We start from the raw sequence: 23,579 nt of genomic DNA, 5'->3' as shown, positions 1-23,579 counted from the left end.
CGGCTTCTCCGACGAAAGGCGCAACGCATTTTACCGACAGTTCCCGCGCAATGGCCTTGCCATATGCCGGGCCACCTATGTTAGGACTATTCCAGAGTGGGCGTCTTGCCATCGTCTTGAAACACCCGATTTGACCCTTACGGCCGATTTCAGAACTCCCCTGCCTCCCAATCACTTTGTCGACGCTTCCAGGACCTTACGTCATGTCAAACGGCACCGAGCGCATTGCCCTCTTCATCGACGGCGCTAATCTTTACGCGACCGCCAAAACACTTGGCTTCGACATCGACTACAAGCGGCTGCTGGGGGAGTTCCGCGCCCGCGGCTATCTGCTGCGCGCCTACTACTACACGGCCCTGGTGGAGGATCAGGAATACTCCTCCATCCGCCCGCTGATCGACTGGCTCGACTACAACGGCTTCACGGTGGTCACCAAGGCGGCGAAGGAATTCACCGATTCGACGGGCCGCCGGAAGATCAAGGGCAACATGGACATCGAGCTGGCGGTCGACGCCATGGAGCTCGCCCCGCGCGTCGACCACATCGTGCTGTTCTCCGGTGACGGCGACTTCCGCTACCTCGTGGAGGCGCTGCAGCGCCGCGGCGTCAAGGTCTCGGTGGTCTCGACGGTCTCGGTCCAGCCGCCGATGATCGCCGACGATCTGCGCCGCCAGGCCGACGAGTTCATCGACCTTGCCCATCTGTCCCAGCGCGTCGGCCGCGACCCCTCCGAGCGGCCCATGCGCCAGGCTGGATTGGAGGCGCCCGCCTTCGTCCGCGACCGGCCGCGGCCGCCCCGCCCCATCGTCCCGACCGCGCCGCTGGCCGGCGACGACTTCGCCGACCGCTGATCCCCCATGACGTCTTCTTGCGAGCCGGGTTCTTGCGAGCCGGGGCGCGACTGCCCCCTGTGCCCGCGCCTCGTCGCCTTCCGGGAGCGGCAGCGCGCGGCCCATGACGACTGGCACAATGCGCCGGTCCCCTCCTTCGGCGGCGCCGATGCGCGCCTGCTCATCGTCGGCCTCGCCCCCGGCCTGCAGGGCGCCAACCGCACGGGCCGGCCGTTCACCGGCGACTGGGCCGGCGATCTCCTCTACGAGACGCTGATCGGCTTCGGCTTCGCCCGCGGCACCTACGACGAACGGCCCGACGACGGGCTGGCGCTCGTCGATACCCGCATCACCAATGCGGTGCGCTGCGTGCCGCCGGAGAACAAGCCGACGACGGAGGAGATCCACACCTGCCGGGGTTTCCTTGCCGCCACCATCGCCGCCATGCCGCGCCTGACGGCCATCGTCACGCTCGGCCGGATCGGCCATGACAGCGCCGTGCGCGCGCTCGGCGAGAAGCCCTCGCGCCTGCCCTTCAGCCATGGCGGCCGGCACGAGGCCGCCGGCGTCACGGTGTTCTCCAGCTACCATTGCTCCCGCTACAACACGAACACGGGCGTGCTGACGCCGCAGATGTTCCGGGACGTCTTCGCCGCCGTGCGCGGCCATCTCGACGCGGCGCCGCCGCCAGCGTGAACCTTTCCCGTCGCCGGTGCGACCAACGGGCCGGTCCACCCGGTCGATGACGCTCCGGGCCTGTCGGGGACCCGGAAAGTGCATCGACCATGTCGCCCCTCGCCCGCCGCCTCGCGCGCCTCATCACCGTGACCACGGTCGCCGCCGGCACCCTCTTCTGGCTCGTGATGGTCGCCCGCGCCCTTGCCGTGCCGCCGGGCGCCCGCGACGGGCTTGCGGCCATGGCCGCGGTCTTCTCGACCCTCTACCTCCTGACGCTGGTGCTGCCGGCCTTCGTCCTGTGGCTGCTCGACCGCTGGCCCCTCGCCGCCGCCCTGCTCGGCACCGCAGCCGCCGGTATCGCCGCCGCGGCACTTCTCGGCTGAGGACACGGCTCACGACTTCGTGACCACGCCTTCGCATCCATTGGTCGCGCCCCAGGTGTTTCCCTCAAGACCGCCCTCCGAAGCAGGTCCGCAATCTCGGGAGAGAGAACCATGAACCGACGCCATGCCCTCAAGCTGTTCGGCACCGCCGCCGCCATCGGCGCCACCATGTCGATCCCGGCGAGCCACAGGGTCTTCGCCCAGGCCGCCAGCGGCCCCTTCACCCTGCCGCCGCTCGGCTATGCCTATGACGCGCTCGAGCCGCACATCGACAAGATGACGATGGAGATCCACCACACGCGGCACCACGCCGCCTTCCTCGGCGGCCTCAACAACGCCTCGCAGACCTATCGCGAACTGACCCCCGCCAACACCGAGAAGGTCCTGCGCAACCTATCGGACGTGCCGGAGAACCTGCGGACCGGCGTGCGCAATCAGCTGGGCGGTCACTGGAACCACGTCCATTTCTGGGAGATCATGACGCCCGGCGGCGCCAAGGCTCCCTCCGGCCCGCTCCTGCAGGCCATCAACGCGACCTTCGGCGACGTCGACAAGATGCGCCAGCAGTTCAACCAGGCCTCCGTCGGCCGCTTCGGCTCGGGCTGGGGCTGGCTGGTGGTCGGCCGCGACGGCAAGCTCGCCGTCGTCTCGACGCCGAACCAGGACAACCCGCTGATGGACGGCGTCAAGGGCGTGGTGATGGGCATCGACGTGTGGGAGCACGCCTATTACCTGAAGTACCAGAACCGCCGCCCCGACTACGTCACCACCTGGTGGAACGTCGTCAACTGGGACAAGGCCGCCGCCAACTTCCAGAAGGCATCGGCCTGATCGCCGGCGGACCGCGCAGGGCCGGCCGCCGTGCCCCCCACTGGCCGGCCCTGACGCCGATCGCCCCGGTCGAGACCCCGGTCGCGTCGTGCGGCCGGGGTTTTCTCGTTCCCGCTACATGGCGTGATAGCTGAGGAACTCAAGGAGCGAGCCGTCGGGATCGCGGAAATAGACCGATGTCGCCGGTCCGCGTACGCCGTTGGTGGCAATGGGCCCGAGTTCGACCGCGACGCCCTTCGCGGCGAGATGCGCCGCCGCCGCCGCGATCGGCCCCTCCCATTCGAAGCAGATGTCGGAATTGCCGGGCATGACCGGCAGGCGCGCCACGGCGTTGACGGGACCGATACCCGGGCCGTGGCAGTTCAGGCGGATGTCGCCGATCCTGTAGGCGAAACCGGCGCCGCGCGGCACCACCTCCGCCCCAAGCACATCGCGATAGAAGGCGTTGGACTTCTCCCAGTCGCTGACGTGGATGACGACATGGTCGAGCTTGAAGGCCATCCGTTCCTCCCTTGCCGCGACCCCTACCCCCGGTCGCGCATGATCCGCGCCTGGTCGCGCTGCCAGTCGCGCTTTTTCTCGGCGTCGCGCTTGTCGTGCTGCTTCTTGCCGCGGGCGAGTGCCAGTTGCAGCTTCGCCCGGCCCTGCTCGTTGAAGTAGAGCTTCAGCGGCACGACGGTGAGGCCGTCGCGCTGCACGGACCCCGTCAGCTTGGCGATCTCGCGCTTGTGCAGCAGGAGCCGTCGCGGCCGCTTCGGCTCGTGGTTGAAGCGGTTGGCCTGCAGATATTCCGGGATGTTGCAGTTGAAGAGGAAGAACTCCTCGCCCGACGGCCCGGCATAGCTCTCGCCGATCGTCGCCTTGGCGGCGCGCAGCGACTTCACCTCGGTGCCGGTCAGCTGGATGCCAGCCTCGAAGGTGTCGAGGATTTCGTAGTCGAAGCGTCCGCGCCGGTTCTCGGCGATGACCTTGATCTTGGGGTCCGGCTTTGCCGCCATGGCGTTTGCGAACGATCCCCCGTCAGTTCATCAGGCCGGCGTGGACGAGGGCCTTCTTCAGCGTCTCGCGGGTGGCGGCCGAGGCCGGCACCATGGGCAGGCGCACCTCGTCCGACATGCGGCCGAGCAGGCTGAGCGCCGCCTTGGACGGGGCCGGGTTCGGCTCCACGAACAGGGCCTGATGCAGCGGGAACAGCTGGTCCTGAAGCTCCAGTGCCTTGGCATAGTTGCCGGCGAGGCAGGCGTTCTGGAACTCGGCGCAGAGGCGCGGCGCGACATTGGCCGTCACCGAGATGCAGCCATGGCCGCCATGGGCCATGTGGGCGAGCGCCGTGCCGTCCTCGCCGGAGAGCTGGATGAAGTCCTTGCCGCAGGCCTGGCGCTGGGCCGAGACGCGGTCGAGCTTCATCGTCGCGTCCTTGACGCCGACAATGTTCGGGATCTCGGCAAGCCGCGCCATGGTCTCCACGCTCATCTCCACCACCGAGCGCGGCGGGATATTGTAGATGAAGATCGGCAGCGAGGTGGATTCCGCGATCGCCTTGAAGTGCCGGTAGAGGCCTTCCTGGCTCGGCTTGTTGTAATAGGGCGTGACGTGCAGCAGCCCCTGCGCGCCGGCCTTCTCGGCGTGCTGCGAGAAGTCGATGGCCTCGGCCGTGTTGTTGGACCCCGCGCCGGCCATGACCGGCACGCGGCCCGCCGCCTCCTCGATGGCCCACTCGACGACGCGCTTGTGCTCGTCATGGGTCAGCGTCGGGCTCTCGCCGGTGGTGCCGACCGGCACGATGCCGTGCGAGCCCTCGGCAATCACCCAGTTCACGTGGGCGCGGAAGGCCTTCTCGTCGACCTTGCCGTCCTTGAACGGGGTGACGAGGGCGGGCAGCGATCCCTTGAACAGGCTGGACATGGAGCGATCTCCAAAGACGGGCGAGATGGGCGGCGTGCGACCGCCGCGAAAGGCCGGCCACAAAGCCTCGCAATAGGGGCAACGTCAAGGGTGCAGCGCATGAAGGATGGCTCCGGCTGCGATGCTCCCCGTTCCGGCGATGGGTCGCTCCTCAGGCCGCCCCGTCCATATAGGCGGCCGCATCCGCCATCAGGGTCGCGCCCATCGGGGTCATCCGGGCATGGCGGAGGAGCGTGGCATGGCCGTCCGCAAAGGCGGAGCGGCAGCGCTCAAGGCTGGCGCGGGCACGCCCAACCTCTTCGGCATCGAGCAGGCCGGAGGCCATGACCCGGCTGTGGGCATAGTGCATGCGCGCGGTGACGAAGGTGGCGTGAAAAATGCCGTCGAGAGGGCGCAGGTCGCTCCGCAGCGGTGAGGCATGGCGCTCGTCCGGCGGGTTCTCCACCAGGGGATGGCCGAGCGTATGGCCGAAGAGCAGGGCATGGGCGGACTCGTGGGCAAGGCCATCGATCGCCTCGATCCGGTCGGCATGCTCGTCGGCATTGAGAAAGAGCGCGCCCCAGTTGGCAAAGGCGGTGGCGCCGTCAAAGCGGCTGTTGTCATTGACGCCGCCCACCACCAGCACAATCTCGCCGATGAGGGCGCGAATCTCGGCTGCAATCTCGGGCGCGGCCGCATCGAGCAGTTCCAGCGCCGCCATCAGTGCCTGTTCGGCCCGATGAAATGCCTCGGGGGACGGTGCAGAAAGGCTGACGCGCGTCGTCGGATCGACATTGATCTGGCGGTCGAAGAGGCTGGCCTCGTCGGGGTCGAGATCGGCCCAGTTCCGCAGGAAGGCCCTCGGCGGTTGTGCCAGAGCAGCGTGGACGCGGCGCAAGGCCTCGCGGGCGCCGTCGGGATCGTCGGCGATCACGGCTTCAAGCAGGTCGAAATAGCTTGCAAAGGCGCGCACTGAGGGACGCCGCGCCAGCCCCGCTTGCGGCCGGGGCTCGCTCAGTGCGGTCTCGATCGCCGCGAGGCTTTCCCAGAAGTGGCCGGTCACGGTGTTGAACAGACCGCTCGCCGACGCACCGTCGGGGAGGAACCGCGCACCAACCCTGTCCGGCATCGACCGTGAACCCGCCAGGCCTGGGGTGATCAGGCGGGCTTGTTGCCGACCATGACCGGGTGGGTGGGTTTGGTGCCGACCCTCGCCGTCCGGCCGATGGAAGCGCACTGATCCTCCGCAACACGGACGCCGAGCAGCCTGGAGAGGTCGAGGTCGATCCGGCGAGCCGGGTGACGGGTCATGAGAATCGTCCCTTCGAGGTTGCTGAGGATTGCCGAACATCTTCGCTTGTAGAAGGCGCGTCCGGACGTAGAGGAATGTGATAGCTGTGCCTTCCGGCGCCTGGTCTGTCAAGGACCGAGCTGCCCGCAGACAGGTTGCAGACCATGATCGTCTTCATCGTCACCGCCGCTCATCGCTATACCATCGATGCTCTCGATGCAGATTTCGGCGCGCCCCTGCCCGACTGCCGCGCCCTCTCCTATGAGGCCCTGTTCGCGCCCTCGAACCTGCCCGGCGGTACCTATGTGTTCGGCGATGTCGAGCGACTCTCTTACCGGGAGATCGCCCTGGCGGCGCAGGTCTATCGCCAGATGGCGACGAAGACGGGCTTCAGGGTCGTGAACGATCTCGCGCGTGCGCGGACCCGCTACGGCCTCCTGCGTGCCCTGCACGAGGCCGGCATCAACGATTTCGACGCCTATCGCGCGGACGGCTTCCCGCGGCCGACGCGATTTCCCGTCTTCGTGCGCATTGAGGCCTCTCACGAACCGGCGCTCACCGGGCTTCTTGCCGACCAGGCCGCCCTCGACGCGGCGCTCGTTGCCCTGGAGGCCGCCGGCCATGCCCTTGGCCGCCTTGTGGTCATCGAGTACTGCGCCGAGCCCGTCGCGCCGGGACTCTTCCGGCGCTACGGCGCCTATCGCATCGGCAACCGCATCCACCTCGACCACGTGGTCACGGAAGACAACTGGAACGTCAAATGGGGCCGGCAGGGCCTCGTCGGCGAAGAGACCTATCGCGAGGACGACAAGGCGGTGCGGGACAACATGCTTGCGGAGACGCTCGGGACGGCCTTCGACATTGCCGGGATCGCCTATGGACGTGCCGACTTCGGCCTCGTCGGCGGCCGGCCGCAGATCTATGAGATCAATACCAATCCGACCGTCGGCAGGCTCGCCGACCACCCTTCCCCGACACGTATGGCGACCATGCGCTTTGCCCACGAGCGGTTCGCCGAGTACCTGAGGGCGATCGATACGCCGGCCAGCGACGCCCGCTTCGCCCTCGACCCGGCCGCGCTGCCGCCGAACGCCATCGTCGCCTATGACGAGATCAACGCCCTGCGCGACCACCAGCGCGAGATCGTCATGGCTGCCGCCCCACACCGGGGCCTGCGCGCCACGATCGGCGGACTTGTCCGTCGTCTTGGGGGTGACCGGCGCCGGGGATGACGCCGACCGCAACCGTTGAAGACGCGCGGTTCCACAACCAGGCACGCTGCCGAGGCTCAAATCCCTGTCGAGATACATTTATGAGGATATTTTCCTAGATACCACAGAGCGTCACGCTCCTGCAAGCCCCTGATCGACGTGCGACGCGCTGCCGCATCCTTTACGGCCGCTTAACCACGCCGCGCGGTTGCCCCCCTCTCCGTCAAGGAAGCATCAAGGAAAACGGCCTGATAACCACCTCTCCGAGACCACATTCCCGTTCGAATGAGGTCGCTCCGCGTTGCGTTATCAGGACGGACCCTCGCCCATGGCCCCGACCGCTCCCCGCATGCCGCGCCCTTCCCTCCTGGCCGGCGTCGCACTGACGATCCTGACGATGGCCGGATGCGCCAACAGCGAGGTCGTCGCCCGGAGCGAGGGCGACGGCGAGCCGGCCACGCAGGTGTCTCCGCAACTGACGAGCTACGCGGCAGCCGAGCCTGCGACCACCGCCTCGATCTCGCGGGACCAGCAGGTCTGGCGTCCGGCGGCCGGCACGGCGGGCGAGGCCGATGTGGCGGCCCTCGGCCGCGCCATCACCGCGGCCCGGGCCGGGCGCGCCGACCAGGCGACGGCGGCCCGCGACCAGATCCGCGATCCGGTGGCGAAGGTCGTGGCCGAATGGGCCATCCTGCGCTCGAACGACTCCGTCGGCTTTGCCCGGCAGGCTGCCTTCCTCGCCGCCCATCCGAGCTTCCCGGCAAGCCAGCGCATCCGGCTGCGCGCCGAGGGGTCGCTGCTGGAGAACAACGCCGACGCGGCGAGCGTCCGGCAGTTCTTCGCCCATCGCCAGCCGACATCGGCCAAGGGCAAGATCGCGCTGGCCATCGCGCTGAAGCGCGGCGGTGACGGCGGGCGGGCGATCCGCCTCATCCGCGATGTCTGGCACCACTCCGATCTCTCCGCCGAGGTCGAGCAGCGGGTGGTCGCCGAGTTCGGCTCCGCCCTGACTGCCACCGACCACAAGATGCGTCTCGACCGCATGCTGCACGAGAGCGAGACGGCGACCGCCATGCGCGCCGCCCAGCGGCTAGGCGCCGGACAGTTGGCGATCGCCCGCGCCTTCCTCGCCATCGGCGCGCAACGTTCCAATGGCGGCGCCCTGCTCGCCCAGGTGCCAGCGAGCCTGCACCGCGACCCTGCCTATCTCTTCGCCCGCGCCCAGTGGCTGCGTCGCGAGGACCGCGCCATGGAGGCGGTGCCGATCCTCGTCAACGCGCCGCGCGATCCGGCCGTGCTCGGCAAGCCGGAGGACTGGTGGGTCGAGCGCCGCGTGATGGTGCGCAAGCTGCTCGATGCCGGCCAGGCCCGCGCCGCCTATCAGGTGGCCTCCACCCATGCGGTGAGGTCCGGCCCGGTGCGAGTCGACGCCGAGTTCCACGCCGGCTGGCTGGCGCTGCGTCACCTCAACGACGCGACGATGGCGGTGCGGCATTTCGAGGCGGCGCGTCAGGCGGCGACCACGCCGATGTCGCAGTCGCGGGCGCAGTACTGGCTGGCGCGGGCCCATGAGGCGGCCGGCCACCAGGGCCAGGCGCGCCAGCACTACGAGGCGGCGGCGCGCCACTCGACGCACTACTACGGCCAACTGGCGCGGGCAAAGCTCGGCCTCGCCGACCTGCCAATCCGCCGTCCGAGCGACACGACGGCGGCGAGCGCCGCCTATGCGCGGGCGCTCGGCATGCTCTACCGGCTGGATGAGAAGGATCTCGCGCGCCTGATCCTCGCCGATCTCGGCCTTCGCGCCGGCGACCACGGCACGCTGCATGCGGCCGCGGAGGTCGCGGCGCGCGCCGGCGACGCCAAGGGCGTGCTCACCCTCGGCAAGCTCGCCAACAACCGCGGCCTGCCCTTCGACATGCAGGCCTTCCCGACCATGGGCATCCCCAACTACGCCCATGTCGGCCCGCCGGTGGACCGCGCGGTCGTCTATGCCATCGCCCGGCAGGAATCGACCTTCGACCACCGGGTCGTCAGCCACGCGGGCGCGCGCGGACTTTTGCAGCTCATGCCCGCGACCGCGCGCGCGACCGCCCGCAATCACGGCGTCGCCTTCGACCAGGGGCGGCTGACCTCGGACCCCGCCTACAATGCGCGCCTCGGCGCAGCCCATCTCGGCGAACTCGTGGCCGAGTTCAACGGCAGCTACATCCTCACCTTCGTCGCCTACAACGCCGGACGCGCACGCGCACGGGAATGGATCCAGAAGTACGGCGATCCGCGCGACCCGTCCGTCGACCCCGTCGACTGGGTCGAGCGCATCCCCTTCACCGAGACGCGCAACTACGTGCAGCGGGTGATGGAGAATGTGCAGGTCTATCGCGCGCGCCTCGGCGGCGGGTCTTCGCTGCGCATCGAGGCCGACCTCAGGCGCGGGCGCGCGAACTGACGCGGACGGGGACCTCCTCCCAACACCGTGCAAGCTGACGCTCAGATTCCGGTGAAGGGCGAAAGCCGAGTCGGTCCAGCCGCTTGGCGGTGCCTTTGCGAGCTCCGATTCCGATTCCGTAAGGCCGGGTGATCGGGTTCGTCATGATGCTGCCGCTGATGGTCCGCCTGCGCGCCGGCCGGCGTCGGAGGGGTGGCGCTCTGGCCGCCCTCCTCGCCTCGCACGGCGCGGCTGGCCTTGGTCGTCACCGTCTTGATTGGGCTTTGCAGCGGGCCTGGCGGCCCACGCTCTCAGGACGGCGCCGGCGTTTCAGATCGACCGGGCCACGGGAACCCTCGCCGGCATCGCGCTGGGGCTGAACGGGCTGATGAGCGCCCTTCTGGTGCCGCTGGTCTGGCGATGGCTCTGGCCGTGAGCGGGCTCAGCCCCGGAGGGCCTTCTTGGCCGGCGGGCGCACCGCTACCGGAGGCTCCATCGCCTCGACGAGCTGGCGGTAGGACGAACCCGGCAGCGGCGGGGCGAAGACATAGCCCTGGGCGGAGCGCACGCCGCGGCGGCGCAGTGCCTCGACCTGCTCGAAGGTCTCGACGCCCTCGGCGATGACTTCCATGTTCAGGTGGGCGGCGAGATCGATGAGGCTGTCGACGATAGCCGTCGACAGGCGCTCGGCCCCGAGCGCGTCGATGAAGAGCTTGTCGATCTTCATGACATCGACGCGCAGCTTGAGGAGATAGCTCATCCCGCCATGACCGGTGCCCACGTCGTCGAGCGCGACGCGCACGCCCATCTCCTGGAATTTTGCGATGATGCCGCGCGCCCGCTCCATGTCGGGCAGCGGATCGCGCTCGGTGACCTCCAGCAGGACCTGAGTCAGCTTCAGCTCGGAATGGGAGAAGATGGAAGCGACATCGCCGACGATCCGCTCGTCCCGGAAATGTGCGGCGCAGAGGTTGAAGCCGCATTTGAGGTTCGGCCGCGCCGCATAGAGAGGGCCGAGTTCCTCGGCGGCGTGCCGCATGACCGCGAGCGTCAGCGGGAAGATGAAGCCGGAGCGCTCCGCATCGCCGATGAAGGCGCTTGGCGGAATGATGGTGCCGTCCGGCTTGCGCCAGCGCACGAGGGCTTCGCAGCCGAGGATGCGCCCGGTGTCGATGTCCACAACCGGCTGGTAGTGCGGAATGAACTCGCCGTTCCTCAGCGCCCTCTCCATGTCCGCCATGGGACCGCGCTCGCGCCATCCCACGAGAATCAGGGCGCCGATCAGCAGACCGAAGCCGAGACCGCCGCCGACTGACGCCTTGACGACCCATCCGTGCTTCTGACGCCAGGCACCCTCGGAGGCCGTTGTCTGGATGCGGATCGGATAGCGCTCCGAGTGCCGGATCCCGTGGACGTCCCGCGTGCCCTCGACACTGCCCGGCCCGCGAACCGCAACCAGCCGCCCCCGCGGCAACAATTCCACGTCAAGGGCCAGTCCGAGGTTCGATGACTGAATGTCGCTGTAGGGAACGAACAATCCGACGGAGAGCAGACCACCGGTCGTTACCCCGATCGGCGAGGACAGGATGACCCGCAGGGCCCGCCCATGCGGGCCACGCGCGTGCACGATGGACAGCGACAGGTGGGGCTCACGTGTTACGAAAGGGGTGGACGCCGGCGTGATCTGAACGAGACCGCCGATATTGTTGCAGCGGATCCCGCCATCGGGACTGAGAACGGCGATCTCCTTCAGAACCGGCGACTCGAAGACCAGCAGGCGCAGCGTCTCGCGGTCGCCGGCGCTGCAATCCTCGATCTGCTTCGTCTGCGCCTCCCGCAGCGACAACGTCGCACGGACAATGGCATTCTCCATCCGCTCCAGAATGATCGACGCCCGCTGGTCGACATGAGACTGGAGGCTGCGGCGGAGCCAGGTTTCCGCGCCGAGATAGGAGCCAAGCGGTAGCGCGACAACCAACATCGCAGCCGCCAACCAGACCAGGCCTCTCTTTCGCGAGACCGCGCTCACGCCCACTCCACCGCATGCACGCGACCGGCATGCTCCAGGCCGGATCGCGTAAAATTTTCAGCAGTTTATGGGGGGATGCTTAATGGGGTGTTTCTTGACCCTGCGTCAGCGCGGACGCTCCTGATCCTGCTCCTGTGCTTCCACCACGGCCAGCGCCGTCATGTTGACCACGCCGCGGGCGGTGACGGAGGAGGTGAGAATGTGGGCGGGCCTCGCCTGCCCCACCAGGATGGGTCCGACGGGCAGCGCATCCGCCAGCACCTTGATGACCTGGAAGGCGATGTTGGCGGCGGACAGGTTGGGCATGATGAGGACGTTGGCGACGCCCGTCAGCCGCGACTGCGGAAAGACCCTTTCGCGCAGGTCCGGCAGCAGCGCCGTGTCGGCATGCATCTCGCCATCGACCTCGAGGTCCGGCGCCCGCTCCCACAGGATCTTCAGCGCGGCCTGCATCTTCAGCGCTACGTCATCGTCGTAGCTGCCGAAATCGGAATGGGAGACGAGTGCGATCTTCGGTTCGAGGCCGAAGCGCCGCACATGCTCGGCGGCGGTGCAGACCATGTCGGCAAGCTGGTCGGGGGTCGGATCGGCCGTGACATGGGTGTCGGCGATGAAGAGCGGCCCCTTGGAGGTGATGAGGAGCGAGAGGGCGGCAAGGCCGTTGGCGCCCTCCTTCAGGCCGATCACCTGGCGGATGTGGCGCAGATGCGTGTTGAAGCGTCCCTCGACCCCGCAGATCATGGCGTCCACGTCCCCGCGCTCGAGAGCCACGGCGGCGATCGCGGAGTTGGCGGTGCGGATGATGGTGCGCGCCGCATCCGGCGTCACACCGCGGCGCCCGGTGCGGTCGTGATAGGTTGCGACATAGTCCCGGTAGCGCGGATCGGACTGCGGATCGACGAGCTCGAAGTCCTTGCCGGGCTTGATCGACAGTCCGAAACGCTCCAGCCGCTGCTCGACGATGGCGGGGCGTCCGATCAGCACGGGAAAGGCGAGCCCGTCCTCCACGACGACCTGCGCCGCGCGCAGGATGCGTTCGTCCTCGCCTTCGGCATAGATGACGCGCTTGGGGTTCTGCCGCGCCTTGTCGAAGACAGGTTTCATCAGCAGGCCCGAGCGGAAAACGAAGCGCGAGAGCTCGGCCTCGTAGGCCTTGAAATCGGCGATCGGCCGGGTGGCGACGCCGGTCTCCATGGCGGCCTTCGCGACCGCCGGGGCGATGCGCAGGATGAGGCGTGGATCGAAGGGCGAGGGAATGAGACTGCCGGCGCCGAAGGTACCGACCTCGCCGCCATAGGCGCGCGCCACGACGTCGGACGGCGCCTCGCGGGCAAGGCCGGCAATGGCACGCACGGCGGCGAGCTTCATCGCCTCGTTGATGGCGGTGGCGCCGCAGTCGAGCGCGCCGCGGAAGATGTAGGGGAAGCAGAGGACGTTGTTGACCTGGTTGGGATAGTCGGAGCGGCCCGTGCAGATCATGGCGTCGGGTTTGGCGGCACGTGCCTCCTCCGGCATGATCTCCGGATTGGGATTGGCGAGGGCCATGATGAGGGGACCGGCCGCCATGCGCTGGACCATGTCGGGCTTCAGGACGCCGGCCGCCGACAGGCCGAGGAAGATGTCGGCGTCGCCGATGATGTCGCCGAGCGAACGGGCGTTGGTGTCCTTGGCATAGACCGCCTTGTAGGGGTCCATGAGCGTCTCGCGGCCCTTGTAGACGACGCCCTCGATGTCCGAGACCCAGATGTTCTCGACCTTCGCGCCGAGTTCGCGCAGCAGGTTGAGGCAGGCGATGGCGGCGGCGCCCGCGCCGGAGGCGACGATCTTCACGTCCTCGATGGCCTTGCCCATCAGCGCCAGCGCGTTGGTCACGGCGGCGGCGACGATGATGGCGGTGCCGTGCTGGTCGTCGTGGAAGACGGGGATGCCCATGCGTTCGCGCAGGCGGCGTTCGACCTCGAAGCACTCGGGAGCCTTGATGTCCTCGAGGTTGATGCCGCCGAAGGTCGGCTCCAGCGCCGCCACCACGTCGACGATGCGGTCGACCTCGCGGGCGTCGATCTCGATGTCGAAGACGTCGATGCCGGCGAACTTCTTGAACAGGACCGCCTTGCCTTCCATCACCGGCTTGCTGGCGAGCGGGCCGATGTCGCCGAGGCCGAGGACCGCGGTGCCGTTGGAGACGACGGCGACGAGATTGGCGCGGATGGTCAGTTCGGCGGCCTGGGCCGGGTCGGCGACGATCGCCTCGCAGGCGGCCGCGACGCCGGGCGAATAGGCCAGCGCCAGGTCGCGCTGGTTGCCGAGCGGCTTGGTCGCCTGAATCTCAAGCTTTCCCGGCCTCGGCAGGCGATGATAGATGAGCGCGCCGGATTTGAGATCGTCGGTGATCGACTTCGTCATGCCACTGGTCTCCCCGGCCGGTCATGCGCCGCGCGGCCGTCCGGCGTCAATCTCCGACATTGCCGCAACGGCTGGAAGACCATCCCTCGGCCAAGCATCCCTGCGGCGGGGGAAAAGATCGCCGGCGACGGCTTCGGCGTTGCGGGCCGGCGGCACAAGGGCTAATCGGGCATTTCCCGCGAGACGAGCGCCGTGACCGACAAGCCGAAACCCACCAACGGACTGACCTATTCGCAGGCCGGCGTCGACATCGATGCCGGCAACCGGATGGTCGACATGATCAAGCCGCTGGTCCGCGCCACCGCGCGCCCGGGCGCGGACGCCGAGATCGGCGGCTTCGGCGGCCTGTTCGACCTGAAGGCGGCCGGCTTCAAGGACCCCGTGCTGGTGGCGGCCAATGACGGCGTCGGCACCAAGATCAAGATCGCAATCGAGACCGACAAGCACGACACCATCGGCATCGACCTCGTCGCCATGTGCGTCAACGACCTCGTGGTGCAGGGCGCCGAGCCGCTGTTCTTCCTCGACTATTTCGCCACGGGCAAGCTGTCGCCGGAGGCGGCCGCTCAGGTCGTCAAGGGCATCGCCCTCGGCTGCCGGCAGGCCGGCTGCGCGCTCATTGGCGGCGAGACGGCCGAGATGCCGGGACTCTATGCGGACGGAGACTACGACCTCGCGGGCTTCTCGGTGGGCGCTGCCGAGCGCGGCACGCTGCTGCCGCGCCAGGACGTCCAGGCCGGCGACGTGGTGCTGGGCCTTGCCTCCTCCGGCGTCCATTCCAACGGCTATTCGCTGGTGCGCAAGATCGCCGAGGTGTCGGGCCTCGGCTGGGATGCACCCGCGCCCTTCGACGGGGATCGCAGCCTCGGCGAGGCGCTGCTGGAGCCGACCCGCATCTACGTGAAGAGTGTCATGGCCGTGCATCGCGGCACCAAGGCGATCAAGGCGCTGGCCCATATCACCGGCGGCGGCTTCGTCGACAACATCCCGCGGGTGCTCCCGGAAGGCACGGGCGCTGAGATCGACCTCGCCTCCATCGCCGTGCCGGCGGTCTTCGGCTGGCTGGCGAAGGTCGGCGGCCTCGCCCAGGCCGAGATGGTGCGCACCTTCAACTGCGGCATCGGCATGGTGATCGTGGTGGCGGCGGGCGAGGCGGCGCGCGTCACCGAGGCCTTCAACCTCGCCGGCGAGACCATCGTCACCCTCGGCCGCATCACCGAGGCCGCGGCGGAGCCGCGCGTCACCTTCCGTGGGGCGCTGGCGCTGTGAGCGCGGGATCGTCGCCGAAGAAGCGCGTCGCCATCCTGATCTCCGGCCGCGGCTCCAACATGGCGGCGCTGATCGAGGCGGCGAAGGCGCCGGACTATCCGGCCGAGATCGTGCTGGTGCTGTCCAACGTGCCGGACGCCGGCGGTCTCGCCATCGCCGCCGCCAGCGGCATCGCCACGGCGACCGTCGACCACCGCGCCTTCAGCCGGAACCGCGAGGCCTTCGAACAGGCCATGCAGGCCGAACTCGAGCGCCACCGCGTCGACCTCGTCTGCCTCGCCGGCTTCATGCGCATTCTCACCCCCTGGTTCGTGGGCAGGTGGGAGGGACGGATGATCAACATCCACCCTGCGCTGCTGCCCGCCTACAAGGGGCTCGACACCCACGCACGGGCTCTCGCCGACGGGGCGAGGGAACACGGCGCGACGGTGCATTTCGTCACGCCCGGCATGGACGAGGGCGAGATCATCCTGCAGGAGGCGGTGACGGTGCTGCCGGGCGATACGCCGGAGAGCCTTGGCCAGCGCGTGCTGGAGGTCGAGCACCGCATCTACCCGCAGGCGCTCAGGATGATCGCCACCGAATACCGGCTGCTCTGACACGCGCCGTTCACGGCCGCAGCAGCAGGCGATCGAGCGCCGCCGGGTCCTGGTCATCGAGGAACTCCACCGCGAACCCCTCCGGGAAATGCCGGCAGACCCGCGCCGCGATGCGCCCGACCGCCAGCAGCGTGCCCACCTCCGGCACGACGTCGGCGGAAATCGCCGCACCCGTCACCGACATGTCCATAACCAGGCAGGACAGGACGCTGCCGTCCACGAAGGTCAGCATCGAATAGGGCTCGCGCGGCACCATGCGGGCGTGGAGCCGCTTGTCGTGCAGGTCGAGGTTCTTGTGGTCCTCCATCCAGGCGAGGCGGCTGACCAGCCGGGCTCTCGCCTCCTCGGACAGGGTCAGGTTCATGACGAAGCCGCCCTCCAGAACCCGGATGATGCGGCCGGACAGCTTGCCGAACGTGCGGAAATAGGCGATCGCGCGGTCGCCCGCCGGCCCCTTCACCGGACAGGCGAGCATCATGGCGCGGCTGGAGACGTTGATGGCGCGGCAGGCGAATTCCCGGCGCCGGCCGCTGTCGTCGCGCATCGAGGACAGCGAGTATGTTCCGGGCATGCTCATGATCACGCGCGGCTCGGCGCGTCGCTCCATGCCGACATAGTCGGCCGTTGCAGACAGGGCGGTGATGATCTTGGGCATGGCACGAGGGGTCGCGGCGATGAAGCGCTCGCGTGCCAGCTAGCGGGCGGGCCAATAAAACGCGTTTAAATGAATCGTAAAAATTGATTTCATTGCCCCGATTTCATGCAAGATCGCGTTTCCGCAACGACATCGCATGTCATCCCCCCTTCCGTTACGTCAGATCGATCCAACCAGACCGATCATTCGACAGCTTTCACCCGAAGCGACGGCGTGCGATGACTAGCGGAGATATCCGCCATGCGTCGATAATTCTTACAATATTCGTCCAACAACGCTGAAGGAACAGGCCGCCGCCCCTCTTCAGCCGGCGACTTCGCACAGGCGGAGCCACGCCTTGTTGTCGTGGAAGGCCGCGCCGCCGAAGGGCGCGACTGCGTCCGCGCCTGTGAGCATGTTGATGCCGCGGCCGGCCTCATGGTCCGAATTGGCCCAGAGCCCCTCCGCGATCAGCGTTCCCGCCCGCGTCTGGTCAGTGACCTTCGCGTGCAGGATGACCGTGCCGCGCGGCGAACCGACCTCGACCTTCGCGCCGGCTGCGATGCCGAGGCTCGCCGCATCGGCCGGATTGATCATCACCTCCGGCCGACCCTCGCGCTTCCGCGACGACGGCGTCTCGGCGAAGGTCGAGTTGAGGTAGCTGCGCGAGGGCGAGGTGGCGAGCCTGAAGGGATACTCCGCATCGGCCTCCTCGATCACCGGCCAGTGGTCGGGCAGGCCGGGCATGGTGTCGACCGGCCCCAGCGTGCCGATATTGGCATAGGGGACGTTCGGCCAGTCCGGCCTGAAGCGGAACTTGCGGTCGCCATAGGCGAAGCCCTTCAGATAGTGCGCCTCCTCGAACTTCGGCTGCACGTCGCGGAAGTTGGTCGCCGCCAGCTCGTCGAACGTGCCCCAGCCGGACTTCTGCAGCGTCCAGTCGATGATCTCGCGCGGGGTCATGGCGAAGCCCTCGTGCTCGGCGCCGACGCGGGCGGCGAGATCGCTGATGACCTCGTGGTTGGAGCGGCATTCGCCCGGCGGATCGACGAGCTTCAGCCCGAGCATGATGTGCTGGTGGCCGCCGCCCTGGTACATGTCGTCGTGCTCCATGAACTGCGTCGCGGGCAGCACCAGATCGGCCATCTTCGCCGTGTCGGTCATGAACTGCTCGTGGACGACGGTGAAAAGGTCGTCGCGGGCAAAGCCGGCGATCACCTTTGACTGGTCCGGCGCGACGTTCACCGGATTGGTGTTCTGGATGATCATGGCGGCGACGGGCGGCCCGTCCGATCCGTCCGGCCGGGCGAGCGCCGCCCTCTCTCCGGTGAGGATCGCGCCGATACGCGACTGGTCGAGGGTGCGGATCGCCGGATCCTTCACGTCGAGCCCCTCGATCAGCGACTTCCGCCAGTGATAGATCGCGCCATTGTTGTGGAAGGCCCCACCCCCCTCGTATTTCCACGCGCCGGTGACGGCGGGAATGCAGGAGGCGGCATGCATGTTCACCGCGCCGTTGCGCTGACGGCCGAAACCGTAGCCGAGGCGGAAGAAGGTCTTCCTGTTCTCGCCGACGAGTCTGGCGAAGGCCTCGATCTCCTCCACCGTCAGCCCGGTGATGGCGGCGGCCCATTGCGGCGTACGTGTCTGAAGATGTGATTCCAGTTCCGCCGGCACGTCCGTGTAATCGTAGAGATATTCGCGGTCGGCATAACCGTTGCGGAAGAGGACATGCATGACGGCGCAGGCGAGCGCCGCGTCCGTTCCCGGCTTCAGGACGAGACCGAGATCCGCCTGCTTCACCGTGTCGGTGCGGTAGATATCGACGACGACGATCTTCGCCCCGCGCTCCTTGCGGGCCTTCATGGCGTGGGTCATCACGTTGACCTGCGTCGAGACCGGGTTGGTGCCCCAGATCACCACGACATCGGACTTCGCCATCTCGCGAGGGTCGACGCCGGCGAGCCGCCCCGTGCCGGCGATAAAGCCGGACCAGGCCATGTTGGTGCAGATCGTGGCATAGAAGCCGGAATATTTCTTCACGTGGCGCAGGCGGTTGATGCCGTCGCGCTGCACGAAGCCCATGGTGCCGGCGTAGTAGTAGGGCCAGACGCTCTCGGAACCGTAGCGGCGCTCCGCCTCGAGGAACCTCTCGGCCGTGATCGCCATGGCCTCGTCCCAGGAGATGCGCTGGAACGCGCCGGAGCCTTTCGGACCCTTGCGGATCAGCGGGTATGTTAGCCGGTCGGGATGGTGGATGCGCTCGGCATAGCGCGCGACCTTGGCGCAGACGACGCCGGCCGTATAGCTCTGCTGGGGGTCGCCATGCACCCGGCCGATCGTCGTCCCGTCGATGACCTCCACCTCCAGCGAGCAGGCGGAGGGGCAGTCGTGCGGGCAGGTCGACTTCAGGCGCGCGACGCTGACGGGGGCGTTCATGGCGGCTCCGGGGGGCAAGACGAGACTGGCTGCAAGGCTAGCCCATTGGCGGCCAACGAAAAAGGCGGGCCGGAGCCCGCCTTTGCGCATGCACCCTGTGCAGCGAGATCAGGCCGGAAGGATCTCGTTCTCGGAGAAGAACTGGGCGATCTCGAGCTTGGCGTTGTCGACCGAGTCCGATCCATGGACCGAATTCTCGCCGACGGAGACGGCGTAGAGCTTGCGGATGGTGCCCTCGGCGGCCTGGGCCGGGTTGGTGGCGCCCATGATCTCGCGATACCTGGCGACGGCGTTCTCGCCTTCGAGCACCTGCACCACGACCGGGGCCGAGACCATGAAGTCGACGAGTTCGCCGAAGAAGGGGCGCTCGGAGTGGACCGCGTAGAACTTGCGGGCCTCGGTCAGCGACATGCGGATGCGCTTCTGCGCGACGATCTGCAGGCCGGCGGCCTCGATGACGGCGTTCACGGCGCCGGTCAGGTTCCGCTTGGTGGCGTCCGGCTTGATGATGGAGAAGGTGCGCTCGATGGCCATGTCTCGTTCCTCGATGGATCGGTGGGAGAAGGTGGCGCGCTTCTAGCAGCGGCCCGATGAGGCCGCAACGGGCCTCGCGGCGGCACTGTGGCGCGCCGGTGAACCGCCGATGAAGCTAGAGTTCAGAACGGGTTCCGCGGCACTGGCCCAGGATGAGCCCAAGATCGCAGTTGAGCGATCGAGGCGACCGGAGACCCACCAATGCGCAGTCTCGTCCTATCCACCCTTGCCGGGATCGCTGCCTTGTCGGCGGCGGCCGCGGTCCCGTCAGACGCCAAGGCCCAGGTCGCCGTCGATCTGGCGATCACCGCGACCCCCGTCCAGTGGGGCCCCGGTCCCGGCTGGGACGGCCCGCGGCGGCACTACGGTCCGCCGCCCTATATGGCGCCCCGCCCGCACTATCGCCCGCCGCCGCCGCACTACGGCGTCTATCGCCCCTACCGGCCGGCCTATGTCGCTCCTCAATGCTGGCGCGAGCGCCGCTGGGTCGACACGCCGTGGGGTCCCGAGGTTCGCATGGTCCGGGTCTGCCGCTGACGGTTCACGAGTAGTCGCGCGGATCATCCGACGCCCCCCCAAACCCGATCCGCGCGGGTACGAGCCCGCCACCGAGACTCTATCGGTGGCGGGCGTCGCCGTTTGTGAGGCTCAGGCCTCCAGGATCTTCGCCTTGAACAGGTAGCCGGCCGCCGCGGCAGCGATGAGCGGCACGAGGATGAACAGCCAGAGCTGGGCGATCGCCTTGCTTCCGACGAACAGCGCCGGTCCGATCGAGCGGGCCGGGTTGACGGAGGTGCCGGTCACCGGGATCAGCAGCAGGTGGATCGCCGTGAGCGTCAGGCCGATGGCGAGACCCGCGACGACAGGCGATCCGGCCTTGGAGGTGACGCCGAGGATGCAGACGAGGAACAGGAAAGTTCCAACGAACTCGCCGATGATGGCCGAGGTCATTCCATAGCCCTTGGCGGGGTCCCAGCCGTTCTGGCCAAGGCCTGCGGCGGTGACGTCATAGCCCCCGGCCTTGCCGGTCAGGGTCACATAGAGGATGGCCGCGCCGACGATGGCGCCGGCGACCTGGGCTGCGATGTAGCCTGGAACCTCCGAGGTCGGCATGCGACCGGCCATCCAGACGCCCACCGTGACCGCCGGATTGACGTGGCAGCCAGAGACCGGGCCGATGCCGTAGGCCATGGCGACGATGGCGAGGCCGAAGGCAAAGGCGATCGGCAGGGTCGCCAGCGCCGCATAGGGCTGCCCGCCGCCGAAGACGGCGCCCTGACCGCCGAGGGTCACCACCCCGCAGCCGATGATGACCAGCGCCGCCGTTCCGATGAACTCGGCGATATACTTTTTTGTTGAGCCGTTCATGACCCGATTCCCTTCCTGGCCCGACTCGCGGCAATCGTCGATCGGGGGAGACAAATCCTAACACCGCCTGCGACGACGTCACCCGCGACTTTCACGGGAAGGTCGTGCGCAGGGCGCGCAATCCGCCCGCCACGGCCTTGTATCCGGCCGCCGCCTCCTTCAAAAGCCGCTTCATGCTGCAGATCAACGACCTGACCGTACGGGTGGCCGGCCGCGTGCTCATCGACAATGCGTCGGTGTCGCTGCCACCGAATGCGCGCGTCGGCTTCCTCGGCCGCAACGGGACGGGCAAGTCGACCCTGTTCAAGGTGATCCAGGGCGATCTCGCCGCCGATGCCGGCACGATCAAGCTTCCGGCGCGGGCCCGCATGGGCGGCGTCGCGCAGGAGGCGCCGGGCGGACCGGATTCCCTCCTCGACTTCGTGCTGGCCGCCGACAAGGAGCGCGCCCGGCTGCTGGCGGAAGCGGAGACGGCCACCGACCCGCATCGCATCGCCGAGATCCAGACGCGGCTCGTCGACATCGACGCCCATTCGGCCCCGGCCCGTGCCGCGGCCATTCTCGCCGGCCTCGGCTTCGACACGGCGGCGCAGGCGCGACCCTGCTCGGACTTCTCCGGCGGCTGGCGCATGCGCGTGGCGCTGGCGGCGGTGCTGTTCACCGCCCCCGACCTCCTGCTGCTCGACGAGCCGACCAACTATCTCGACCTCGAGGGCACGCTCTGGCTGCAGGACTATCTTGCCGGCTATCCGCACAGCGTCCTCTTGATCAGCCACGACCGCGACCTGCTGGACGCTTCCGTCGAGCACATCCTGCACCTCGACCAGGGCAAGCTGACGCTGTGGAAGGGGTCCTACACGACCTTCGCGCGCTCGCGCGCCATCGAGATCGCGGTGCGCGAGAAGGCGGCGAAGCGGCAGGAGGACAAGCGCGCGCACCTGCAGTCCTTCGTCGACCGCTTCCGCGCCAAGGCGACCAAGGCGCGGCAGGCGCAGTCGCGGCTGAAGATGCTGGAGAAGATGGAAGCGGTGGCGACGATCGTGGAAACGGACGTGCCGCCCTTCATCATCCCGGAGCCGGCGCGCAAGGCCTCGCCGCCGATCATCAACATGGAGGGCGTTTCGGTCGGCTACACGCCGGGCCAGCCGATCCTCCGGCGGCTCGACCTCAGGATCGACGACGATGACCGCATCGGCCTGCTCGGCGCCAACGGCAACGGCAAGTCGACCTTCCTGAAGCTGATTTCGGCCCGGCTGGACGCCATGTCCGGCCGCATCGTGCGCGCCGACAAGCTGAAGATCGCCTATTTCGCCCAGCACCAGCTCGATGAGCTGAGGCCGGCCGAGAGCGTCTATCAGCACCTCCGGCGCCTCATGCCCGACGACCCGGAGGCGAAGGTGCGCGCCGCCTGCGCCCGCGCCGGCTTTTCGGGCGATCGCTCGGACACCAGGATTGCCGCGCTCTCCGGTGGCGAGAAGGCGCGGCTGCTCTTTGCGCTGGCGGTCTTCGAAGGCCCTCACCTGCTCATCCTCGACGAGCCGACCAACCACCTCGACATCGACAGCCGTGCGGCGCTGGTCGAGGCGCTCAACGACTATTCAGGCGCGGTGATGATCGTCTCGCATGACCGCCACCTGCTGGAATCGACGGTGGACCGTCTCTGGCTCGTGCGCGACGGAACGGTGAAGCCATTCGACGGCGACCTCGACGACTACCGCAAGATCGTGCTGTCGGGATCGTCGCCGACGCCTGTGAAATCAGAGAAGGCGAGCGCGGAGGCAAGGCCCGCCGCACCGTCGCGCAGCGAGACCAAGGCGCTGGCGAAGAAGGTCGCCGAGATCGAGGCCGGGATGGCCAAACTGCGCAGCGACATCGACAAGATCGACCGAATCCTCGCCCAGCCCGGCTACTTCGAAGCCCATCCCGACAGCGCAGCGCAGGCGTCGAAGACCCGCGCGCTGCGCGAGAAGCAACTCGCCGAGGCGGAGGAAGCCTGGCTGGAGGCGAGCGCGGAACTGGAGTCCGCGACTGCGCCGGCCTAGTTCTCCTTCAGCGTCTTCCGCCACCTGGCCCGCAGCACGCTCGGCCGCTCGGGATAGCGCTCGTCGAGGAATTCGGCGGAGGCGATGCGGTCGGTGCGGAAGGAGCGGAAGTCGCGCCTGAGCTCGCACCAGGCGATGAGATGGCGGACGCTGTCGAAATAGCCCACCGCCACCGGCCAGAGGATGCGCTGGGTCGCCCTGCCCTGCTCGTCGCTGTAACCGAGCGCGATCTTCCGGCCCTCGTGGATCCAGCCGCGCACGCGGGCAAGGTCGATGCGGTCCTCGGTCGGCTCCCAGGCAGGTCCCGTACGCGAGACGGGATCGAGCGCCACATCGCGCAGGCGCTCAGGGACAATGGCGGCGAGCTTGGCGATGAGGTCGGCCGCCGCGCGCGACAGCGCGGGGTCGCCGCGCGACTGCACCCAGCGGGCGCCGAGGGCGGCGGCCTCGATCTCGTCGGATGTCAGCATCAGCGGCGGCAGGTCGAAGCCGCCTTCCAGCACATAGCCGAGCCCGGCCTCGCCGCGGATCGGCACACGCTGGCCGACGAGCGTTGAGATGTCGCGGTAGATCGTGCGCTTGGACGTCTCAAGCTCCGCCGCGATCGCCTCGGCGGTCAGGGGCCGGCGCGAACGGCGCAGGATCTGGATGATCTGGAACAGGCGGTCGGACGGTCTCATGGGGACACTCTGCCGCAGGGCTGCTGCCAGCGTTATGGCAGCATAC

General features: G+C 68.2%; 23 protein-coding genes. 11 read left to right on the top strand and 12 right to left on the bottom strand.

The features are described from left to right. Positions 1–203 precede the first annotated feature (203 nt). The 4 genes from ACJ4V0_RS09280 (at position 204) to ACJ4V0_RS09265 (ending at position 2,722) form a co-directional block, all read left to right on the top strand. Entirely contained in the window at positions 204–851 is a 648-nt protein-coding gene (locus tag ACJ4V0_RS09280; RefSeq protein WP_448299298.1) for a LabA-like NYN domain-containing protein, read from the top strand. Between the two features lie 6 nt (positions 852–857). Continuing rightward, the gene (locus ACJ4V0_RS09275) at positions 858–1,526 is read left to right on the top strand and encodes a uracil-DNA glycosylase (RefSeq protein WP_448299297.1); all 669 of its coding nucleotides are present in this window, start codon (positions 858–860) and stop codon (positions 1,524–1,526) included. An 89-nt stretch (positions 1,527–1,615) separates the two neighbouring features. After that, complete coding sequence (locus ACJ4V0_RS09270) at positions 1,616–1,891, top strand: hypothetical protein (RefSeq protein WP_448299296.1); 276 nt, start codon at positions 1,616–1,618, stop codon at positions 1,889–1,891. Positions 1,892–2,002: 111 nt separating this feature from the next. Next, positions 2,003–2,722, top strand: a complete 720-nt coding sequence (locus tag ACJ4V0_RS09265; protein ID WP_448299295.1) for a superoxide dismutase — start codon at positions 2,003–2,005, stop codon at positions 2,720–2,722. Between the two features lie 114 nt (positions 2,723–2,836). Here ACJ4V0_RS09265 and ACJ4V0_RS09260 read toward each other — a convergent pair whose 3' ends face one another. The 5 genes from ACJ4V0_RS09260 to ACJ4V0_RS09240 form a co-directional block, all read right to left on the bottom strand. Further along, on the bottom strand, positions 2,837–3,223 hold the full coding sequence (locus ACJ4V0_RS09260) for a VOC family protein (RefSeq protein WP_448299294.1): 387 nt from the start codon (positions 3,221–3,223) through the stop codon (positions 2,837–2,839). 23 nt (positions 3,224–3,246) lie between these two features. Beyond that, positions 3,247–3,720 (bottom strand): SsrA-binding protein SmpB, encoded by a 474-nt coding sequence (smpB, locus tag ACJ4V0_RS09255; protein ID WP_448299293.1) that lies wholly within the window; start codon positions 3,718–3,720, stop codon positions 3,247–3,249. A 22-nt stretch (positions 3,721–3,742) separates the two neighbouring features. After that, positions 3,743–4,627, bottom strand: coding sequence for a 4-hydroxy-tetrahydrodipicolinate synthase (dapA, locus tag ACJ4V0_RS09250; RefSeq protein ID WP_448299292.1), 885 nt, complete (start codon positions 4,625–4,627; stop codon positions 3,743–3,745). Positions 4,628–4,778: 151 nt separating this feature from the next. Next, positions 4,779–5,735: an aKG-HExxH-type peptide beta-hydroxylase gene (locus ACJ4V0_RS09245; protein WP_448299291.1), complete on the bottom strand. Its 957-nt coding sequence runs from the start codon at positions 5,733–5,735 to the stop codon at positions 4,779–4,781. A gap of 29 nt (positions 5,736–5,764) precedes the next feature. Then, positions 5,765–5,917, bottom strand: a complete 153-nt coding sequence (locus ACJ4V0_RS09240; RefSeq protein WP_448299290.1) for a hypothetical protein — start codon at positions 5,915–5,917, stop codon at positions 5,765–5,767. A gap of 144 nt (positions 5,918–6,061) precedes the next feature. Here ACJ4V0_RS09240 and ACJ4V0_RS09235 point away from each other — a divergent pair, with 144 nt between their 5' ends. From ACJ4V0_RS09235 to ACJ4V0_RS09225, 3 genes are all read left to right on the top strand, one after another. Next, positions 6,062–7,129, top strand: coding sequence for a hypothetical protein (locus tag ACJ4V0_RS09235; RefSeq protein ID WP_448299289.1), 1,068 nt, complete (start codon positions 6,062–6,064; stop codon positions 7,127–7,129). A gap of 307 nt (positions 7,130–7,436) precedes the next feature. Beyond that, entirely contained in the window at positions 7,437–9,557 is a 2,121-nt protein-coding gene (locus tag ACJ4V0_RS09230; protein WP_448299288.1) for a lytic transglycosylase domain-containing protein, read from the top strand. A gap of 256 nt (positions 9,558–9,813) precedes the next feature. Beyond that, the gene (locus tag ACJ4V0_RS09225) at positions 9,814–9,972 is read left to right on the top strand and encodes an LrgB family protein (RefSeq protein ID WP_448299287.1); all 159 of its coding nucleotides are present in this window, start codon (positions 9,814–9,816) and stop codon (positions 9,970–9,972) included. A gap of 6 nt (positions 9,973–9,978) precedes the next feature. On the opposite strand, the gene ACJ4V0_RS09220 is transcribed toward ACJ4V0_RS09225, so the two are convergent. Both ACJ4V0_RS09220 and ACJ4V0_RS09215 read right to left on the bottom strand, forming a co-directional pair. After that, the gene (locus ACJ4V0_RS09220) at positions 9,979–11,517 is read right to left on the bottom strand and encodes an EAL domain-containing protein (RefSeq protein WP_448299286.1); all 1,539 of its coding nucleotides are present in this window, start codon (positions 11,515–11,517) and stop codon (positions 9,979–9,981) included. A 153-nt stretch (positions 11,518–11,670) separates the two neighbouring features. Beyond that, entirely contained in the window at positions 11,671–13,968 is a 2,298-nt protein-coding gene (locus tag ACJ4V0_RS09215) for an NADP-dependent malic enzyme (protein WP_448299285.1), read from the bottom strand. Between the two features lie 192 nt (positions 13,969–14,160). On the opposite strand from ACJ4V0_RS09215, the gene purM reads away from it, so the two are divergent. Further along, positions 14,161–15,237 (top strand): phosphoribosylformylglycinamidine cyclo-ligase, encoded by a 1,077-nt coding sequence (gene purM, locus ACJ4V0_RS09210; RefSeq protein WP_448299284.1) that lies wholly within the window; start codon positions 14,161–14,163, stop codon positions 15,235–15,237. Beyond that, positions 15,234–15,836, top strand: a complete 603-nt coding sequence (gene purN / locus ACJ4V0_RS09205; protein WP_448299283.1) for a phosphoribosylglycinamide formyltransferase — start codon at positions 15,234–15,236, stop codon at positions 15,834–15,836. The genes purM and purN overlap by 4 nt, the downstream gene beginning before the upstream one ends. A gap of 10 nt (positions 15,837–15,846) precedes the next feature. On the opposite strand, the gene ACJ4V0_RS09200 is transcribed toward purN, so the two are convergent. The 3 genes from ACJ4V0_RS09200 to ndk all read right to left on the bottom strand — a co-directional run bounded on the left by ACJ4V0_RS09200 (position 15,847) and on the right by ndk (position 19,443). Continuing rightward, the gene (locus ACJ4V0_RS09200; RefSeq protein ID WP_448299282.1) at positions 15,847–16,491 is read right to left on the bottom strand and encodes a PilZ domain-containing protein; all 645 of its coding nucleotides are present in this window, start codon (positions 16,489–16,491) and stop codon (positions 15,847–15,849) included. A gap of 303 nt (positions 16,492–16,794) precedes the next feature. Beyond that, the gene (locus ACJ4V0_RS09195) at positions 16,795–18,909 is read right to left on the bottom strand and encodes a molybdopterin-containing oxidoreductase family protein (protein ID WP_448299281.1); all 2,115 of its coding nucleotides are present in this window, start codon (positions 18,907–18,909) and stop codon (positions 16,795–16,797) included. Between the two features lie 108 nt (positions 18,910–19,017). Then, on the bottom strand, positions 19,018–19,443 hold the full coding sequence (gene ndk, locus ACJ4V0_RS09190; RefSeq protein ID WP_448299280.1) for a nucleoside-diphosphate kinase: 426 nt from the start codon (positions 19,441–19,443) through the stop codon (positions 19,018–19,020). A 201-nt stretch (positions 19,444–19,644) separates the two neighbouring features. Between ndk and ACJ4V0_RS09185 the strand changes: the two genes are divergently transcribed. Beyond that, positions 19,645–19,980, top strand: coding sequence for a hypothetical protein (locus ACJ4V0_RS09185; RefSeq protein ID WP_448299279.1), 336 nt, complete (start codon positions 19,645–19,647; stop codon positions 19,978–19,980). 111 nt (positions 19,981–20,091) lie between these two features. Here ACJ4V0_RS09185 and ACJ4V0_RS09180 read toward each other — a convergent pair whose 3' ends face one another. Continuing rightward, the gene (locus tag ACJ4V0_RS09180; protein WP_448299278.1) at positions 20,092–20,811 is read right to left on the bottom strand and encodes an aquaporin; all 720 of its coding nucleotides are present in this window, start codon (positions 20,809–20,811) and stop codon (positions 20,092–20,094) included. Between the two features lie 173 nt (positions 20,812–20,984). On the opposite strand from ACJ4V0_RS09180, the gene ACJ4V0_RS09175 reads away from it, so the two are divergent. Beyond that, a complete protein-coding gene (locus ACJ4V0_RS09175) occupies positions 20,985–22,853 on the top strand; it encodes an ABC-F family ATP-binding cassette domain-containing protein (RefSeq protein ID WP_448299277.1) in 1,869 nt (622 codons plus the stop codon). Here the strand turns inward: ACJ4V0_RS09175 and ACJ4V0_RS09170 are convergent. Continuing rightward, on the bottom strand, positions 22,850–23,533 hold the full coding sequence (locus ACJ4V0_RS09170; RefSeq protein WP_448299276.1) for a helix-turn-helix transcriptional regulator: 684 nt from the start codon (positions 23,531–23,533) through the stop codon (positions 22,850–22,852). The genes ACJ4V0_RS09175 and ACJ4V0_RS09170 overlap by 4 nt on opposite strands. Positions 23,534–23,579: the final 46 nt, after the last annotated feature.

This window comes from Phreatobacter aquiterrae, from assembly GCF_053471285.1.
This window is presented reverse-complemented; position numbering and strand designations above follow the sequence as displayed.

Bases quoted from the DNA above. Each gene is read 5' to 3' on its own strand.
- ACJ4V0_RS09280 (WP_448299298.1), top strand. From the start codon at position 204: ATGTCAAACGGCACCGAGCGCATTGCCCTCTTCATCGACGGCGCTAAT.
- ACJ4V0_RS09275 (WP_448299297.1), top strand. From the start codon at position 858: ATGACGTCTTCTTGCGAGCCGGGTTCTTGCGAGCCGGGGCGCGACTGC.
- ACJ4V0_RS09270 (WP_448299296.1), top strand. From the start codon at position 1,616: ATGTCGCCCCTCGCCCGCCGCCTCGCGCGCCTCATCACCGTGACCACG.
- ACJ4V0_RS09265 (WP_448299295.1), top strand. From the start codon at position 2,003: ATGAACCGACGCCATGCCCTCAAGCTGTTCGGCACCGCCGCCGCCATC.
- ACJ4V0_RS09260 (WP_448299294.1), bottom strand. From the start codon at position 3,223: ATGGCCTTCAAGCTCGACCATGTCGTCATCCACGTCAGCGACTGGGAG.
- smpB (WP_448299293.1), bottom strand. From the start codon at position 3,720: ATGGCGGCAAAGCCGGACCCCAAGATCAAGGTCATCGCCGAGAACCGG.
- dapA (WP_448299292.1), bottom strand. From the start codon at position 4,627: ATGTCCAGCCTGTTCAAGGGATCGCTGCCCGCCCTCGTCACCCCGTTC.
- ACJ4V0_RS09245 (WP_448299291.1), bottom strand. From the start codon at position 5,735: ATGCCGGACAGGGTTGGTGCGCGGTTCCTCCCCGACGGTGCGTCGGCG.
- ACJ4V0_RS09240 (WP_448299290.1), bottom strand. From the start codon at position 5,917: ATGACCCGTCACCCGGCTCGCCGGATCGACCTCGACCTCTCCAGGCTG.
- ACJ4V0_RS09235 (WP_448299289.1), top strand. From the start codon at position 6,062: ATGATCGTCTTCATCGTCACCGCCGCTCATCGCTATACCATCGATGCT.
- ACJ4V0_RS09230 (WP_448299288.1), top strand. From the start codon at position 7,437: ATGGCCCCGACCGCTCCCCGCATGCCGCGCCCTTCCCTCCTGGCCGGC.
- ACJ4V0_RS09220 (WP_448299286.1), bottom strand. From the start codon at position 11,517: ATGTTGGTTGTCGCGCTACCGCTTGGCTCCTATCTCGGCGCGGAAACC.
- ACJ4V0_RS09215 (WP_448299285.1), bottom strand. From the start codon at position 13,968: ATGACGAAGTCGATCACCGACGATCTCAAATCCGGCGCGCTCATCTAT.
- ACJ4V0_RS09200 (WP_448299282.1), bottom strand. From the start codon at position 16,491: ATGCCCAAGATCATCACCGCCCTGTCTGCAACGGCCGACTATGTCGGC.
- ACJ4V0_RS09195 (WP_448299281.1), bottom strand. From the start codon at position 18,909: ATGAACGCCCCCGTCAGCGTCGCGCGCCTGAAGTCGACCTGCCCGCAC.
- ndk (WP_448299280.1), bottom strand. From the start codon at position 19,443: ATGGCCATCGAGCGCACCTTCTCCATCATCAAGCCGGACGCCACCAAG.
- ACJ4V0_RS09185 (WP_448299279.1), top strand. From the start codon at position 19,645: ATGCGCAGTCTCGTCCTATCCACCCTTGCCGGGATCGCTGCCTTGTCG.
- ACJ4V0_RS09180 (WP_448299278.1), bottom strand. From the start codon at position 20,811: ATGAACGGCTCAACAAAAAAGTATATCGCCGAGTTCATCGGAACGGCG.
- ACJ4V0_RS09175 (WP_448299277.1), top strand. From the start codon at position 20,985: ATGCTGCAGATCAACGACCTGACCGTACGGGTGGCCGGCCGCGTGCTC.
- ACJ4V0_RS09170 (WP_448299276.1), bottom strand. From the start codon at position 23,533: ATGAGACCGTCCGACCGCCTGTTCCAGATCATCCAGATCCTGCGCCGT.